The sequence below is a fragment of the Pseudomonas sp. BF-R-19 genome (assembly GCF_019956445.1).
GTDB classification, from domain to species: Bacteria; Pseudomonadota; Gammaproteobacteria; order Pseudomonadales; family Pseudomonadaceae; genus Aquipseudomonas; species Aquipseudomonas fluorescens_BH.
The window spans coordinates 1-16848 of the sequence record NZ_JAHBDN010000074.1 but is presented as its reverse complement, the minus strand read 5'-3'; the positions used below and the strand labels follow the sequence as shown (position 1 = coordinate 16848).

Here is a 16848-nt window from a genome sequence, read left to right as displayed (position 1 = left end):
AAGGAGGGGGACAATTGATCACCCCGCAACTCAGAGTGCCGAGTGGAGGTTTTGTTCATTTTTTGATCAGGCTTGCTGATGAGCGGTAGGTCATCCCACGCGGGATCAGAGAGGTGTTGATTGATGCGCGTAAGCCTGCTGGTGATGCTGTTGACGTTGCTGTATGGCTGTGGCGAACGGATCGAGCGCGTTTCCGGACCGACCATGGGGAGCACTTATTCGATCCAGTACGTACCCGCCGCGCAGACGCCCGACTCGCAGCGAGTAAAGGCCGAAGTCGAGACGATACTCGGGGCGCTCGACCAGCAGTTTTCCAACTGGCGCGGCGACTCCGTGGTTTCCCGCTTCAACGATCTGCCGGCCGGCGCCTGTCAGGCGTTGCCGGAAGATATGCATCGCTTGCTGGCGTACGGTGAGTTTCTGTTCCGCGAGAGTGGCGGGGCTTTCGACCTGACGGTGCAGCCATTGATGAACCTCTGGGGCTTCGGTCCGCAGTCACGGGGGGAGCACTTGCCGGATGCTAGCGCGCTGGCACGGGAGCGGGCACGGGTAGGGCATCAGCACTTGCGCCTGGATGGCGAAAAGCTGTGCAAGGATGTGGCGGCGCAACTGGATTTCGACAGCATGGTCGCCGGCTATGCGGTGGATCGGGTCGGCGATAGGCTTTCGGCCCTGGGTATCCAGGCCTATCTGGTCGAGATCACCGGCGAACTCAAGGCGGTCGGCCGCAAGCCGGATGGCTCGCCCTGGCGCATCGCCCTGGAGGTGCCGAGCGGCGCAAGCGAGCAGCAAGTGGAGCGCGCCATTGCACTGGATGGCTACAGCGTTTCCACCTCAGGCGATTATCGCAACTATTTCGAGGAAGGTGGCCAGCGCTATTCGCACACCTTCGATCCACGTGTCGGCAGGCCGGTGAAGCACGCGCTGGCGGCAGTGACGGTGGTCGACCCTTCGGGGCTGCATGCCGATGGCTTGTCTACGTTGTTGATGGTGCTCGGCCCGGAGGAAGGCTATGCCTTCGCCGAGCGGCATGACCTCGCTGCCTATTTCATCATGCGCCAGGGGCAGGGTTTCATTGCCCGGGCGACGCCGCGATTCGAGTCGTTGTTTCCCGGGCAGGGCAAGACGAAGCAGTAGTTGAAGGAAGCCTCGCCTACCGGTCGACCAAGCGCTAATGCGCCTGCTCCGAGAAAACGCAGGTGGTAGTGCCGCAATAGCAATCGCGACCAGCGCTCCTCATGCCCTTCAGAAAATCCTGCCGCTGACGACAACCTCTGCACATTCCCTTGGCGTCGTGAGTTGTTCATGAAGAAGATTGCTGTCCTGATGTTTGCCGTTCTTTTCCTTGCCGGATGTGCCAACCAGAAATTCAAGCCCGAATACCGTACCCAGATCCATACCGTGAAAGTTCTCCCGGTTGCATGGAAACCCAAAGAGATGACTTACATGGGTCGTGAGCAGGCATGGGGCGCGGCATTGGGCGCTGGTGTCGGCGCTGGCGTAGGAATGGCGGCAGGTGCATCGAACCTGACCAAGGCTGCTTTGGGTGGGGCCGGATTTGCCGCAGGTCTGAAGGCAGGCGACTTGGCGTCGATGTCGACGGTTGATGCGATTCTTTACAACATGGAGACGGCGGATATCAATCTGGGCGAATTGGTCAAAAAGAGTTTCGAGGAGCAACTGACCGCCACCGGCCGTTACAAGATCGTGGGTGAAAACGAACCGGCCGATGCGCAGATCGAGTTGACGGTCCTGAACTGGGGTTTCGCGCTGACGCAAGGCTTCAGCAGTGTGGTGTACCCGACGATTGCCGTGAGCGGTGTCATGAAACGCGGCGAGGAATTGATCTGGCAGCGCAATGAGCCGATCACCGTATTCAACGGCGCCAACACCTATGGCTACACGCCGTTGCGCTATCGCACCGAACCGGAGTTACTGCGTACTGCGTTGATGGGCGTTTCGCAAATCGTAGATGGCTATCTGGTCAAAGACTTGAACGAGTGATCACCGGTCTGATTGCATCCATGTTCAAGCGTTGTATCGCCTGACAGATAATCAACAGAGGCGGCAGGTTTTGACGGCGTGTTCAGGTCACTTCTGGCCAATCTCGAGCGGCGGAAAAGGGCCCAGAGCCGGACGTTCAGGTGTTCCTTGCCAAGACAGTGCAATACAGTCGGAGCAAGTCTGACTTCGAACGGGGCGCAAGCGCGGCCGTTTTCACTTCCTCGGCGCAAGAACCTTTCCCGAAGAACCCAAGCCCGTCTCGCGGGTCCGCTACTTCAAGCGACCGGAGAGGAACTTCGCCAAACGCTCGCTCCCGGGGTTACCAGGATATCCCCCCAGGCTACCTTCTTCCTCGATTACACCTTGGTGAAGGATAGCCACATTGATACGCCAGCGTGGCTCAGGCCGCTCCGAACCACATACCACTCAGGCGGGGAATTGGGCTATCCAGTGCCTGGCAATCTCTTCGCGCCGGCAGATCCACACCGCGTCGTGGCCTTGCACGTAATCGAGAAAGCGCGCCAGTGCCATCGCACGACCAGGATGGCCACTGATCCGCCCATGCAGGCCGACGCTCATCATCTTCGGGTGTTGCGCGCCCTCCTGCCACAGCAGGTCGAAAGCATCCTTGAGCAGCCGGAAGAAGTCTTCACCGCAGGCGAAACCATTGGGCAGCAGGTAGCGGGCGTCGTTGTTGACCAGTGTGTAAGGGATCACCAGGTGGGCGGGCGAGCCTGGGAGCCAATAGGGCAGATCATCGTTGTAGGCGTCTGAGCTATAGAGAAACCCGCCTTCCTCACGCAACAGGCGACGGGTGTTCTGGCTGACCCTTCCTGTGTACCAACCTGTGGGGCGTTTACCGCAGATCTGCTCGATCACGTCGAGGGTGAGGCGGATATGGCGCCGCTCCTGGTCTTCAGGCATGTCGCGATAGTCCAGCCAACGGTAGCCATGCCCGGCAATCTCATGCCCGGCAGCGCAGAGCGCATGGCCAATCGCCGGGGTGAGTTCCAGTGCCCGGCCGACGGCAAAGGCGGTCAGCGGCAGGCCTCGGGCGCTGAACAGCTCCAGAATGCGCCACACACCTGCGCGCGATCCGTATTCGTACATGCCCTCGACGCTCAAGTCCGGTTCCCCCACGCGCGGAGGGCGGCCCGGTAGCTCGTGAAGCCAGGCCTCCGACTGTGCATCGCCATTGAGGATGCATGACTCCGCGCCTTCTTCGATGTTGAGTACGAACTGGACCGCGACGCGCGCTTCACCGGGCCATCGCGGGTGGGGTGGGCAGCCGCCATAACCGACGAGGTCGCGAGCGGACATCAGCCCAGCTCGAAGGTCGTGACGCCGAACACACGTTCGTGCGCGATCGCCGGAGGAGGGCCGAGGTACATGCGTGCGCAGCCGAAAACCTCGATCATGCCCTGTTGGTGCACGAGCGCCATCGCGGCGGGGTTATTCTGCGGCGCATCGAGAAACAGCGGGCCACCCTCGGCAAATTCCGCCAGGCGCGCGTAGAGGGCATTGGCTGCCAGGGCGTCATCGGCGAACAAGGGGCCGATCTTGCAGCCTTCACGGCAGCGCCTGACTACGCCATAACCGCTTAGCCTGCCCTCGCGCTGGCAACCCACGGCGAGTGCATCGGCCTGGGCTATCCACCCGCTCAGGAAGCTTGCGCGCGCGGCGGGGAAGCAGGTGCGGTCGTAATCGACAACTTGATCGAACGGGAAGGTGGCCAACGGAACGATGTCCTGGTCGTCTACCTGCGAGGTCGTCGGGCGGGCGGTGAGATTGGCACGAAAACGCATGTTGCGATGGGAGAAGACGAAACCACCCTTGGCGTAGTAGTCCTGCATCGCGAAAACGCCGTCCATGCCGATGCTCGCGCCTGGGCGCAGGCGGGCGAGGAGTCGCTCGCGGCGTGCATGCCAGAGGGTATTGCCCAGACCTTGACCGCGATATTCAGGCCGGACGATGAAAAAACCCATGAAACCGAATTCGCCGTTGTAGGAGGTGATGGCACCGCCGCCGATCAATTCGCCGCCCTGGTATGCCGCGATGAAGGCGGCAGGGTCCGTAGCCCAGAACAGCTCGGCATCGTGAAGGCCGGGATTCCAACCCTCACGGGCAGCCCAATCGACGAGCTCGTCCAGCTCGGGACGGGTCATGTTGCGTATGACCAGCTGATTCGACACCGCGAAGTTCTCCTCAGTCGCTAATCGAGCGTGTGGTCCATCCCCACTCTGAACCCTTTCGGTATAGCTTCAACCGGAGTATTGATCCAGGCCGTCACGTCACCTGCAGGCGCCTGGCCTGCCCGCGGCGCAGCTTTCGCGGGCAAGCGGGGGCGCACAACATCAACGGTGAGTCGCAGCCGCGGTCCGGAAAAGAAACCGCGGCGACCGATCAATCAGGCGGCGGGGAGCAGGCCTTTCTGTTTGGCGACATGAGTCGCCAGTGCGTCCATCAAATCCTGGGACAGGCAGTCATAGGGTTCCAGGCCGATCGAGCGCAAGCGCTCGCGGATAGCCTTCATTTGCGCTGGCGGTGTGCCGGTTTCGATGATGGAGGACACGAACGCCGCGAATCCCGGCGCAGCCCATCCGCGCTGTGGCGAAAGCTCGGTGTGGACGAAGTCCAGGCCATAAAACGCATGGTCCTTGTTCTCGATGCGCCCAAAGAGATGGGCGTGACACTGCTTGCAGGCGTGGCGCTGGATGGTGGCGGATTCGTCGACAATCGCCAGTTTTTCGCCGTGGGCAATGACGCTGACCTTATCTCGAGGCACCACGGCGATGACGGCGAATGTCGCGTTTTGTGGTTTCCAGCATTTGCTGCAGCCGCACGCGTGGTTATACAGCGTTTGTGCGTCGATCTTGACCTCGACCTTGTCGGTCGCACACAGGCATTGCAGGGTGCCACCTGTGAAATTCGCGGCGGCGGGTTGGATACCATTGTCCAGTGCAGGGTGAAGTTGCAAGGTGCTCATGCTGGCGTCTCCGTTTCAGGGTGTCAGACAAAAGTGACTGGGGCCGTGCCCCAGACCGGTAGTTCATCGGAACTCGATGACGGCGCGGATCGATTTGTCTTCATGCATCGGATCGAACCGCGGCGGGTTTCGAAAAGGGCACAGTGCATAAACGAGTGACCTCCTTCGGTGCGACCGGTCAGTTACCCAGATCAAGAATAGTCTGCGATGACGCCTCGAGCGCGGCCAGGGCCAGCGCACGGGCGAGGGTGCAGAATTCAGATGGAATCCACGCACACATGTCCAGGGGTTGCGTTCGTTTGCCGAGCCCTCCAGGTCGATGGACTGCAATCGAAGTGCCGACTGAACCAGCGGGAGAAGGCACTGAGCTCGGAAAAACCCAGAACGCCGGCTATCTCGCTCAAAGGATGATTGGAATGTGCCAAGTGGCGCATTGCCAACTCTGCTCGCACCTGATCCAACAGTGAGGAAAATGTTTCACCTTCCTGTACCAGCTTTCGATGCAGTGTCCGTCTGTCAATGCCCAGGTTGCCCGCTACTTGTTCTACCGAGCAGCGCCCCGTGGGCAGCAGCATCCAGATCATCTGACGCACCTGCTCAAGCAAAGCAGTCCTGGAGTCTTCGCGGATACTTTCCAGGTACTGATGAACATAACGGGCCATATCCGGATCGGCGCTGGGCAGGGTTTTGTCGAGGTCGACACTACGACAGACGATGCCATCCATCAGGCTATCGAACTGCACGGAGGTGGCGAACACTCGGCGGTGTCGGCTGTCGTCGAGCGGCGCCGCGTGACGGAAGCAAACCACTGAGGGATGCCAGTGGTTACCCAGCAAGGTTTTCAGCAAGCGGTGAGTCACCGCCACTGAAAGCTCCATCGCCTGGCGCACCGGCAGGTTGCCCACCGTGACCTGCTCCATGCGCAAAACCACCACGCCGCCACTTTCCTCGATATTCAATACCAGCCCCTGATTGTGCAGGTAAAGGAAATCGCGGAACGCTTCCAGTGCCGAACGGATAGTCGGCTCGTCGCGCCATAGCAGTGCCAGAGGTCCCAGATTGGAGAGCTTTCGAGTTTCCGCCATGCGCAAACCAAAATCGTCCACACCGGCCTCACGTGCCGAACTTTCCAGCAACTGTGCTACGGCTTCGGTGGGGATTTTCAAGTCGGGTTGAAGCAGGCATCGCGGATCGAGACTGACGAGGCGCAATTGCTGCAGATAATCAACGTGCAGCGATCGGGCTATTTCCGCGTAATTAGTCAAGCTGGCACAACGAACGAGACCGCTCATGGGTGATTTACCAATCCGGGACAGCGATTTATCAGATTAGCAGGTCGATGTCCCGTCAAGTCAAGTTGCGTGCCGGCAACCGGGCGATATTGCGTCACCACCATGACGGAGTGTTACCCCATGAAATTGCACAATCGAGTTGCCTTGGTGACCGGAGGAGCAGGTGGCCTGGGCCGAGCCATTGCTCTGCGCCTGGCCAGCGAAGGCGCCAACGTGGTCATTTGCGACATCAACGAAAAGGCGCTTGAGGCCACGCGTGCCGAGATCGAAGAGCGCGGCGCGCAATGTCTGGCGCTGCGTTGCGATGTCTCGTCGAGCAGCGAGGTGATCACGATGTTCGATCAGATCGACGCACGTTTCGGCGCACTACACATCCTGGTCAACAACGCAGCCCTGGTGCCAGACAAGCCCCATGACGAAGAGCGGCGCAAGCGGCATTACGCACTGGTCACGCAGCCGGTGCGCCGACAGTCGCTGGAAATTACCCGCAACATGGACGATGCCGAGTGGAAGCGTTTCTGGGCGGTGAACGTTGATGGCGTGTTCTTTTGCACCCGTGCCGCCTTGCAGCGCATGGAGCCGCAGCGCTACGGCAAGGTCATCAACATCGCGAGCATCGCCGGTATTTCCGCCATGAGCGCTCACAGCCCGCATTATTCCGCGACCAAGGGTGCAGTGATCGCATTCACCCGCTCGGTGGCCTATGAGGTGGCCGGTGCCAATGTTCAGGTCAATGCCATTTGCCCCGGGGGCGTACGAACTCCGGCCTTCGAACATTTCCTCAATCAGCAATCGCCTGAACAACTCAACGTACTCAACCAAATTCTTCCGCTAGGGCGCTTGGGAGAGGGTGAGGAATATGCGGCGCTTGTGTCCCATCTGGCCTCGGACGAGTGCTATCTGGTCGGCTCGATCATCAATGCCGGAGGTGGAACTTACATCTGAGGTATGTGGCGGTGACCAACGAGGACGTCCCGAAATGTCAAGTGGATGTCCCGTGCGGTCAACTCGAATCGAATCGGTGAACTTAGAGTGGGTTCAACCACTAACAAAAATAAAGGAACTGTCCATGCCTCTGAATCAGTCCAAACCCTTCACGCCGACCTGCGATGCCATGCGCGATGCCGGCAACTGGAATCCCGCCTGGGACACGTTGGCCGAACTGGATGCCGAGTGGATCGAGAAATTCCTCGCCATGGCCGTGCATCCCTTGCGCAACGACGTGCTGGCTCCAAAGACCATCGAACTGATCTCGATCGCCGTCGATGCCTCCTGCACTCATTTGTATGCCCCAGGCGTGCGTCGCCACATCCGCAAGGCCCTGGAGCTCGGCGCCAGCATCGAGGAAGTGCTCGCGGTGTTGCAGCTGACCTCGGTGCTGGGCATCCACAGCATGGCGGTGGGCGCCCCAATGCTTATCGAAGAAGCGCAGAAGTTGGCCGTTAACGGCCCAATGCAAACCACCTACTGAATTTCTTTCGATACCGCATTCCGAGGTCACCACCATGTTTTATACCCATGACTCGCTGTTCCCAGAAAACCAGGACAAGCTGATCATCTCTGTTGCGCCCTACGGCCCTGAATGGATGCCGTCCGACTTTCCGCAAGATATTCCGGTAAGCATGGACGAGCAGGTGCAGAAGGCTGTTGATTGCTACAACGCCGGCGCCACGTTGTTGCATGTGCATGTACGCGAGGCTGACGGCAAGGGCTCAAAGCGCATGTCGATGTTCAACGAGATGTTGCATCGCCTGCGTGAAGCAGTGCCGAAAATGATTTTGCAGGTGGGCGGCTCCATTTCCTTCGCGCCTGAGCCAGGTTGCATTGCCCAGTGGCCCGCCAATGACTCACGCCACGCCCTGGCGTTGCTCGAGGTCAAGCCGGATCAGGTGACCATCGCCATCAACACCAGTCAGATGAACATCACCGAGCTGCTGACGGCACAGGATGTTGAAGGTACATCGTTGGCTGATCCAGGTATGTGGGCTGCATTCCGTGACATGCATCTGGAAGCCGGTCCGAGCTTCTATGAAACCAACTTGCGCCTCTTGTGTGAAAACGGCATCCAGCCATTTTTCATGCTGGGTCATGTCCATCAGCTGGAAACCGTTGAGCACATTGTGCGCAACGGCTTGTACAAAGGCCCGCTAAACCTGTGTTACGTGGGCATTGGTGGTGGCCTGGCCGGGCGACATCCTGCCGATCTGGTCGAATTTGCCCGCCGTGTGCCGGACGGTGCGGTCCTGACCAACGAGTCGATCATGCGCACCATTTACCCCACCAATGCCATCGCCATTGCAATGGGGCATCACGTACGAGTCGGCATTGAAGACTGTCTGACCGGCCCGCGTTATGAGCGTATGACCTCCGTCCAACAGATCGAATGGTGTGTGCAGCAGGCCCGGCACCTGGGTCGTGACATCGCCACTGCCGACGAAGCCCGCGCCACCATGAAGATTGGCGAAAGCTACGCCAGCACCGATGAAACGCTCAAGGCACTGGGCTGGGCACCGAATCGCCAGCCGGGCCAGCGCGGCAATCTGATGTGGAACTAGCTCCAGGCTGAAATCTGCGGTGGGTTTCCACCGCAGATATCTTTCGTGCGGCCCCTGCCGTGCGCAAAACCTTGATCACGCTGTCTGCGAATCAACTTGGAGTGCCCGATATGGCTCTTCCCATCAGCAGTACCGGCATCGCCGTGGATGATGCGCCACGAGTCTCGCGTGGTTACGCCTGGCTGGTGTTCGTGCTGACATTTGGCTTGATGTTGTCCGACTACATGTCGCGCCAGGTCATCAATGCCGTTTTCCCTTCACTTAAAGTTGAATGGGCTTTGAGCGACACTCAGCTCGGCGCGCTGGTCAGCGCCGTTGCACTTACCGTGGGGCTCATGACCTTTCCCGTGTCCCTGCTGGCCGATCGCTGGGGCCGCGTGAAAAGTGCCACGGCCATGGCTATCGTCTGGGGGCTGGCAACAATCGCCTGTGGCTTGAGTGGCAACTTTGTCGCAATGTTGATGGCCCGCGCCGTGGTCGGTCTGGGAGAGGCGGGTTACGGCAGTGCAGGTGGTGCGATTCTGCTTAGCGTTTTTCCGCGTCGCCTGCACTCCACGGTAATTGGCGCCTTTCTCGCCGCCGCGTTGTTCGGCTCGGTGCTCGGCGTGGTTCTGGGCGGCGTGCTGGCGCAACATTACGGTTGGCGCATGGCGTTTATTGCGGTGGGCGCGGGGGGCTTGTTGCTCGCGGTGATCTACCCGATGGTGGTTCGCGAGCCTGCCAAGCCTATCACTCAAACCCCGGTCGCACGCATGCCGCTGAAGGCCGTGCTGCGCAAACTGCTGACCACACCGACCTCGCAATGGACCTACCTTGGGTCGGGTCTGCAGATGTTTATCCAGGGCTCGGTGATTGCCTGGATGCCCAGCTATCTGAACCGTTACCACGGCATGGACATGACTCAGTCAGCGACCAGCGCCGGCCTGCTGGTGCTGGTCGCGGGGATCGGCATGACCGGTGGCGGCATGCTGGTCGATCGCCTGAGCCGTCGCGATGATCGCAACAAGCTACGTGTCCCGATGCTCTATGCCCTGATCTCGGCGGTGATCCTGCTGACGGCGTTTGTGTTGCCGCCAACCCCACTGCAATTGGTACTGATCGGTATCGGCCTGCTGATCGGTGCCGGTTTCGCCGGGCCTTCCGGTGCCGCCATCTGCGATGTGACCAGTGCCTCGATCCATGCCTCGGCGCTGGCAGTCGTGGTGCTGGCCAACAACATCATCGGACTTGCACCTGGTCCGTTCATAACAGGTGTGCTGGCTGACGCCTTCGACTTGCGATTCGCCATGGCCCTGGTGCCACTGGCCAGTTTCGGTGCGGCTTTCGCCTACTTAAAGGCCAGTCGGCACTACCGTAATGATCTCGCTCGCCTGCAGCAGGCAGAGCGTACTTCATAGAGACAGATTCCTCACTCCACCCGTCCCGGGCAGTAGCCCGCTGCGGTGCTGCCCTTGAGCGCAGCCAAACCACCGTGCCAACAATAATAGGTGACCGTCGATGCTCGGCCTGATGCAACACCAACCGCTACTGATTTCTTCGCTGCTTGAACACGCCTGCGTTTCCCACCCGGATGCCGAAATCGTCTCGCGCACTGTAGAAGGCAACATCCATCGTTGCACTTATGCTGACATCGGCCGCCGCGCCGGGCAGATCGCTAACGCCCTGACTACCCTCGGAGTGCAGCCGGGTGAGCGCATCGGCACGCTGGCCTGGAACGGTTACCGGCACATGGAGTTGTACTTCGGGGTATCCGGGATGGGCGCCGTCCTGCATACCATCAACCCGAGGCTATTCCCTGAGCAGATCGAGTTCATTGCCAACCATGGCGAAGACCAGTACCTGTTTTTCGATCTGAGCTTCTTGGCCCTGGTGGAAGAACTGGCGCCGAAACTGCCGACGGTCAAAGCCTTCATCGCCCTGTGCGATCGGGCAAGCATGCCCGACATCAAGGTAGCCAATCTGCGCTGTTATGAAGAGCTGCTCGCCGACCAATTACCGCAGTTCGATTGGCCATCGCTCGATGAAAGCTGCGCCTCCTCGATGTGCTACACCTCCGGTACCACGGGTAATCCCAAAGGCGTGCTGTATTCGCACCGATCCTCCGTATTGCACTCAATGATGTCCTGCACTCCCAGTGGTTTTTCCCTGTCAGCGAACGACGTGGCATTGATTGTGGTGCCGATGTTCCATGTCAATGCCTGGGGCATGCCCTATGCCGGCGCCTTGTCCGGCGCCAGGCTAGTACTGCCGGGCCCCGCCATGGACGGTGCCAGCCTTTACGAACTGATGCGTGATGAAGGCGTGACCATGGCGCTCGGCGTACCGACCGTGTGGATGATGCTGCAACAACATGTTGAAAAGGCCGGCCTGCAGCCGCGCGACGAGCTGTGCCTGGACCGTGTGGTCATCGGTGGCGCAGCTGCACCACGTGCGGTTGTCGAATGTTTCGAGCGTCAGTTCGATGCCCGTGTCATGCACGCCTGGGGCATGACCGAGATGTCACCGGTGGGCACCGTCTGCCATCCGCTGCCTAAACATGTCGATGCGAGCCTCGAACAACGCCTTGATCTGCAGGGCAAGCAAGGTCGCGCTCCCTATGGTGTGTCGATGAAGATCATCGATGACGAGGGCCGGTGCTTGCCGCGTGATGGCAAGGCATTCGGTCATTTGCTGGTCAAAGGCCCGTGGATCGCCAGTGGCTACTTTCGCGGTGAAGGCGGCCCAATCCTCGACAGCGACGGTTGGTTCGATACCGGCGATATCGCCACCATCGACCCGGACGGCTACATGCAGATCACGGACCGCGCCAAGGATGTCATCAAGTCCGGCGGTGAATGGATCTCCTCGATCGATCTGGAAAACGCCGTCATTGGTCACCCGGCGGTTGCGGAAGCTGCGGTGATCGGTATTGCCCACCCGAAATGGCAGGAGCGTCCGCTGCTGGTCGTCGTGCTGAAGAGTGGCCGATCCGCCAGTCGCGAAGCGTTGCTCGATTTTCTCACCGAAAAAGTCGCGCGCTGGTGGCTGCCCGATGACGTGGTTTTCGTGGATGAACTGCCACACACCGCTACGGGCAAGGTGCAGAAGCTGAAATTACGAGAAATGCTCCGTGACTATCGGTTACCCGTCTGAGCGATAGGTTCCGTTTACACCCTACAAAAAAACAAAAACAAAAACACACAGGCACATCAGAAAATGAAGAGTAACAACCTCCTGCCCGTGCGGCACCGGTTGCTGGTTTCGGCCATCCTTACGGTCAGCCTTCCAGCGGCAAATGCTATGGAACTGGACACCGGCAACGAAGACTTTTCCATCCGTTTCGACAACACCGTCAAGTACAACTACGGCGTGCGCACCGAAGGGGCCGACAAGCGCCTGTTGGGAACGCCGAACAACAACGACGGTGACTACAACTTCCGCAAGGCCGGCACCAATATAACCAACCGTGTAGACCTGTTGTCCGAACTGGATGTGGTCTACCAGAACAAGACCGGTTTTCGTGTCAGTACGGCGAGCTGGTACGACAAGGCCTATGACAATGCCGGCTCCAACTCCAACCCGTTTGCCAACGGCAACGACGATTTTTCGTCGATCGCAGGGTTTGGCGGGCGTCCAGGTGCGCCAGCCGTTTTTGGCAGCCCGCACCTGAGCAACTATGCCCAGCGTTACTACAGTGGTCCGTCGGGTGAAGTCCTCGATGCCTTCGTGTTTTACAACACCGAAGTGGGCGACGAGTCCCAGCTCAATATCAAAGCGGGTCAACACAACGTGTTCTGGGGCGAGACCATTCTCAATCCGGTGCATTCGATCAGCTATGGCCAGTCCGGTCTCGACCTGGCCAAACTGGCTGCCTCGCCGGGCACGGAAGCCAAAGAACTGTTCGTGCCGCGTAACCAGATTTCCACCACGTTGACCATTAACCCCGAGCTGACAGTGGGCGCGCAATATTTCCTCGATTGGGATGCCGCGCGCTTGCCGGAGGCCGGTACTTACTACGGTGGTTCTGACCTGGTGGGCTTCGGTGCTCAGTCCTTTCTGCTGGGGCATACCGGCGGTGCGGGACTGGCCGGCCCGAACGGTACACTGACAACCGTTCGCCGCGGCGATGACTACACCCCCGACAATCGTGGCGATTGGGGACTGATGCTCAAATGGTCACCCGAATGGCTGGACGGCACGGTGAGCGCCTACTACCGCAAAACCTCCGACATTCTTCCTCAAGCGATTCTCGACACTCGAGGACTGACCAGTGTTGGCGGGGTGGCGGGCCTGCGCAATTCGATCAGCACCACCTCGTATGAATTCGCCTATGCCGACGACATCGACATCTACGGCCTCAGTCTGGCCAAGGAGTTTGGTGGGGTCAGCGTCGGTAGTGATCTGAACGTGCGCCATAACATGCCGCTGGCCAGTATTCCGGCGATCATCAGTTCGGCCGGTCCTGCTGGGTTGCAGTCCGGTCTTGGTCTGCTCCCGCCACGGAGTCCGGCGACAGGCGTAGTCACCGATGCACCCCGCGACGGTGACAGCATGGCCGCCACCGGCGACACGCTGCACTGGACCATCAACGGACTGGTCTCGATCGCTGCCACGCCGCTGTTCGATTCGGCCAGCCTGCTGGGCGAGTTGTACTACAGCAACCTGCTCAAGCTCGATAGCAAGAACAAGGCGCTTTACAAGGGCGACGACAGCTACCGCGGTATCGACAAACCTACCCGTGACAACTGGGGTCTGGCAGTCAACTTCACGCCGACCTGGTACCAGGTATTTCCCGGTGTGGACCTGAGCGCACCCCTGTCGGTCAATCTCGGTCTCGACGGTGTTTCTCCGGTGGTCGCCGGTGGTGCGCAAGACACCGGCACCTACGCCGTTGGGGTCAGCGCGGCGATCTACAACCAGTATTACGTCGACCTCAAGTACGTCGACGCCTTTGGTGAAGCCACGAAGTGCGACAACGGGGCAACCGATGGCTCAACCCCTAATGCCCTGGATGGCACGCAGCGTTACACCTGCTTTGGCGGCGGATATGCGTCGTTCTCCGGCGCAGGTGCCACGGAAGATCGTGGCGCTCTTTACCTGACGCTGAAAACCACTTTTTGATCCACGCCTTGCTCAAGGCAAGCAGGAGTACACAAATGAAATTTGCCTACACCTTCATGGCTACCTCTATGGCTCTGGTTCTCGCGGGGACCGCCCACGCCGCCGTCGATGCCACCGAGGCTGCCAAACTGGGTAACCAACTGACGCTGATCGGCGCCGAAAAAGCCGGAAATGCTGACGGTTCCATTCCGGCGTATCAGGGTGGCCTGACCACCCCTCCAGCCAACTTCAAGACTGGCGACAGCATGCGCCCGGACCCTTTCGCCAACGAAAAACCGCTGTTGGTGATCGATGGCAAGAACGTCGACCAATTCAAGGGGCAACTGACTGCGGTGACCGCCGAGTTGGCCAAGCGTTATCCCAGCTTCCGCATCGAGGTTTTCTCGACCCACCGCACGGCCGCGTTGCCTCGGGGCGTGTTGGACAACACGGTAAAAAATGCCACCGCGGCTCGTTCGACTAACGGTGGCAATGCCATCGAGAATGCTCTGCCAGGCATACCGTTCCCGATCCCCAAGTCCGGCGCCGAGGCCATCTGGAACCACCTGCTGCGCTATCAGGGCGTCAACATCCAGAGTAAGTATGACAACTGGAACGTCGACTCCGCGGGTGTAGCCAGCCTGGCCACGACCGGCAGCGCGCAGATCAACTACGCCGCCTATGACGACCTGTCCAAACCGCTTGCGGCCGCCGACACCTATTACCAGATCAAGTTGGCCTACACCGGTCCGGCCCGTCGTGCCGGCGAGGCTGTGCTGCTACGCGACGCGGTCAACCCTTTGGAGCAGCCTCGCCGTGGCTGGCAATACCTTCCGGGTCAGCGCCGGGTGAAGTTGGCACCAAGCCTGGCTTACGACACACCCAACCCAGGCACCGCTGGTGCCGCTACCTGGGACGATGCGTTCGTCTTCAACGGCGCACTGGACCGGTATGACTGGAAGCTGATCGGCAAGCAGGAAATGATCGTTCCATACAACACCTACCGCGTGACTTATCAGAAGGACATGAAGCCAATGATGGCCCCTAACTATCTGGCGCCCGAGTTCGTGCGTTGGGAGAAGCATCGGGTCTGGGTGGTCGAGGCGACTCTCAAGGCTGGTGCCCGTCACATCTACGCCAAGCGCCGCTTTTACCTCGACGAAGATAGCTGGGTTGCCCTGGCTTCCGACCAATACGATGCGAGGGGGCAGTTGTACCGCGGCGTTTATACCTTTCTCAGCCAGAGTTATGACCAGCAGGTACCGGATGCCACGCCCTATCTGGTTTACGACTTGATTGGTGGAACCTACAGCGCCGTCGGCCTGCCTGGCCCTTACGGCGGCATCAAGTACAGCGAGGCATTAAGCAAGACCCAGTGGGCGCCGGAATCGCTCGCGGGTGCCGGTATTCGTTAATGACCTCGTTATCTCTCCATGCTGCCTGATTCGTGATCGGACAGTTTTTGCGCCGGGGGTGTACTTGCGTGCACACCGGCGCCTTTTTTGCCATGAGGGCGCGTCATGTGCTCCTACAACAAGAAAATCATGCAGCTGGCGTTGGTCGTGTTGTTGGCGCTACACAGCGTCGTTCAAGCGGCCAGCTTCGTTGATGTGCTGGATTTGCCGGTCAAACCGAGCACCCAGGCCATCAACAGCCCGTTGTCCGGCATGACCCGCGCCGGTGGACGGGTGATTACCGTCGGCCAGCGTGGCCATATTCTGTTTTCCGATGATTCGGGAAACCACTGGCAACAGGCCGCCGTACCGGCCAGTGCCGACCTCACCGCGGTGAGTTTTCCGACCACCACCCAAGGCTGGGCGGTGGGTAATGACGGCGTGGTGCTGCACAGCAGCGACGCCGGCGCGACCTGGCACAAGCAGCTCGACGGTCGTCAGATCGGCGCCTTGCTGGTCAAGCATTACACGGCGCTGGCCAGCGCCCAGCCGGGCAACGAGCAATGGCCGCTGCTGGTCGCCGAGGGCCAGCGCCTGGCCGAGCAGGGCGCGGACAAACCGCTGCTCGACGTCTGGTTCGCCAACGACAAGACCGGCTATGTGGTCGGGGTATTCAACCTGATCCTGCGCACCGACGACGGTGGCCTGACCTGGACGCCATTCCAGGACCGCACCGACAACCCCCAGGGTTTCCACCTCAACGCCATCGCCTCCACCGGCGACAGTCTGTACATCGCCGGCGAGCAAGGCCTGCTGCTCAAATGGGACGACAGCACCCAACGCTTCGCCGCCGTGCCGACGCCTTATCAAGGCAGCTTCTTCGGCGTGCTCGGCAAGCCCGGCGAAGTGCTGATCTACGGCCTGCGCGGCAACGTGTTGCACAGCACCGACGGCGGCCAGCGCTGGGCCGCGCTGGACAGCGGTCTGCACGTCAGCATCACCGCCGGCCTGATCGACGCCCGTGGTAATTATCGCTTGTTCACCCAGGGCGGGCAGATGCTGGTCAGCCAAGGGACGGGCGCGCAGTTGCGTCTGAAGCAGCAACCGGCACCGACCCCGGTCGCCGGCGCCACCCAGTCCGCCGCTGGCGCCTTGGTGCTGGCCGGCAGCCGTGGCGCCCGGACACTGTCCGCCGATCCAGCCCTCGAACCCTAAGAGCGAGAACCCAGACATGGGCAATATCAAACAAGACGCCATGCCGGTGATCCGCGAACTGCGCGATTTCGACCAGCGCTCCGGCAACCTCCTCGAACGGCTGGTATTCAATTACCGCCCGCTGTTCATGCTGCTGATGGCGCTCGCCACCGTGGTGCTGGGCTTCATGGCGGTGACTCGCCTGGAGTTGCGCCCCAGCTTCGAAAAAATGATTCCGCAGAGCCAGCCGTACATCCAGAACTTCCTGGAAAACCGCGCTTCGCTGCGCGGTCTGGGCAACTCGGTGCGGGTGGTGGTGGAGAACACCCAGGGTGATATTTTCG

Annotated in this window: 14 protein-coding genes and 1 pseudogene; 11 read left to right on the top strand and 4 right to left on the bottom strand. The window is 60.1% G+C overall.

Translation table 11 applies throughout. The features are described 5' to 3' along the window. Positions 1 to 123 precede the first annotated feature (123 nt). Both KGB28_RS21940 and KGB28_RS21935 read left to right on the top strand, forming a co-directional pair. Positions 124 to 1137: an FAD:protein FMN transferase gene (locus KGB28_RS21940; RefSeq protein ID WP_223447851.1), complete on the top strand. Its 1014-nt coding sequence runs from the start codon at positions 124 to 126 to the stop codon at positions 1135 to 1137. Between the two features lie 168 nt (positions 1138 to 1305). Beyond that, positions 1306 to 2004, top strand: coding sequence for a hypothetical protein (locus tag KGB28_RS21935; protein ID WP_223447850.1), 699 nt, complete (start codon positions 1306 to 1308; stop codon positions 2002 to 2004). A gap of 426 nt (positions 2005 to 2430) precedes the next feature. Here the strand turns inward: KGB28_RS21935 and puuE are convergent, their stop codons facing one another. The 4 genes from puuE to KGB28_RS21915 form a co-directional block, all read right to left on the bottom strand. Further along, positions 2431 to 3324 (bottom strand): allantoinase PuuE, encoded by an 894-nt coding sequence (puuE, locus tag KGB28_RS21930; RefSeq protein WP_223447849.1) that lies wholly within the window; start codon positions 3322 to 3324, stop codon positions 2431 to 2433. Beyond that, positions 3324 to 4196: a GNAT family N-acetyltransferase gene (locus tag KGB28_RS21925; protein ID WP_223447848.1), complete on the bottom strand. Its 873-nt coding sequence runs from the start codon at positions 4194 to 4196 to the stop codon at positions 3324 to 3326. Before KGB28_RS21925 ends, puuE begins: the two co-directional genes overlap by 1 nt. A 215-nt stretch (positions 4197 to 4411) precedes the next feature. Then, complete coding sequence (gfa, locus tag KGB28_RS21920) at positions 4412 to 4990, bottom strand: S-(hydroxymethyl)glutathione synthase (RefSeq protein WP_223447847.1); 579 nt, start codon at positions 4988 to 4990, stop codon at positions 4412 to 4414. Between the two features lie 257 nt (positions 4991 to 5247). Next, a complete protein-coding gene (locus KGB28_RS21915; RefSeq protein ID WP_223447846.1) occupies positions 5248 to 6282 on the bottom strand; it encodes an AraC family transcriptional regulator in 1035 nt (344 codons plus the stop codon). 120 nt (positions 6283 to 6402) lie between these two features. On the opposite strand from KGB28_RS21915, the gene KGB28_RS21910 reads away from it, so the two are divergent. The 9 genes and pseudogenes from KGB28_RS21910 to KGB28_RS21870 form a co-directional block, all read left to right on the top strand. Beyond that, a complete protein-coding gene (locus KGB28_RS21910; protein ID WP_223447845.1) occupies positions 6403 to 7227 on the top strand; it encodes an SDR family NAD(P)-dependent oxidoreductase in 825 nt (274 codons plus the stop codon). A 124-nt stretch (positions 7228 to 7351) separates the two neighbouring features. Further along, positions 7352 to 7753, top strand: a complete 402-nt coding sequence (locus KGB28_RS21905; RefSeq protein WP_219098065.1) for a carboxymuconolactone decarboxylase family protein — start codon at positions 7352 to 7354, stop codon at positions 7751 to 7753. 34 nt (positions 7754 to 7787) lie between these two features. After that, complete coding sequence (locus KGB28_RS21900) at positions 7788 to 8837, top strand: 3-keto-5-aminohexanoate cleavage protein (RefSeq protein WP_150725625.1); 1050 nt, start codon at positions 7788 to 7790, stop codon at positions 8835 to 8837. Positions 8838 to 8947: 110 nt separating this feature from the next. Continuing rightward, complete coding sequence (locus tag KGB28_RS21895) at positions 8948 to 10234, top strand: MFS transporter (protein ID WP_223447844.1); 1287 nt, start codon at positions 8948 to 8950, stop codon at positions 10232 to 10234. Between the two features lie 100 nt (positions 10235 to 10334). Continuing rightward, positions 10335 to 11969: a 3-(methylthio)propionyl-CoA ligase gene (locus KGB28_RS21890; protein ID WP_223447843.1), complete on the top strand. Its 1635-nt coding sequence runs from the start codon at positions 10335 to 10337 to the stop codon at positions 11967 to 11969. Between the two features lie 63 nt (positions 11970 to 12032). After that, entirely contained in the window at positions 12033 to 13937 is a 1905-nt protein-coding gene (locus KGB28_RS21885) for a DUF1302 domain-containing protein (RefSeq protein ID WP_223447842.1), read from the top strand. 35 nt (positions 13938 to 13972) lie between these two features. Beyond that, entirely contained in the window at positions 13973 to 15331 is a 1359-nt protein-coding gene (locus tag KGB28_RS21880) for a DUF1329 domain-containing protein (protein WP_223447841.1), read from the top strand. A 105-nt stretch (positions 15332 to 15436) separates the two neighbouring features. Then, positions 15437 to 16525: a WD40/YVTN/BNR-like repeat-containing protein gene (locus tag KGB28_RS21875; protein WP_223447840.1), complete on the top strand. Its 1089-nt coding sequence runs from the start codon at positions 15437 to 15439 to the stop codon at positions 16523 to 16525. Between the two features lie 16 nt (positions 16526 to 16541). Beyond that, positions 16542 to 16848 (top strand): annotated as a pseudogene (locus KGB28_RS21870) (RND family transporter); the annotation flags it as partial.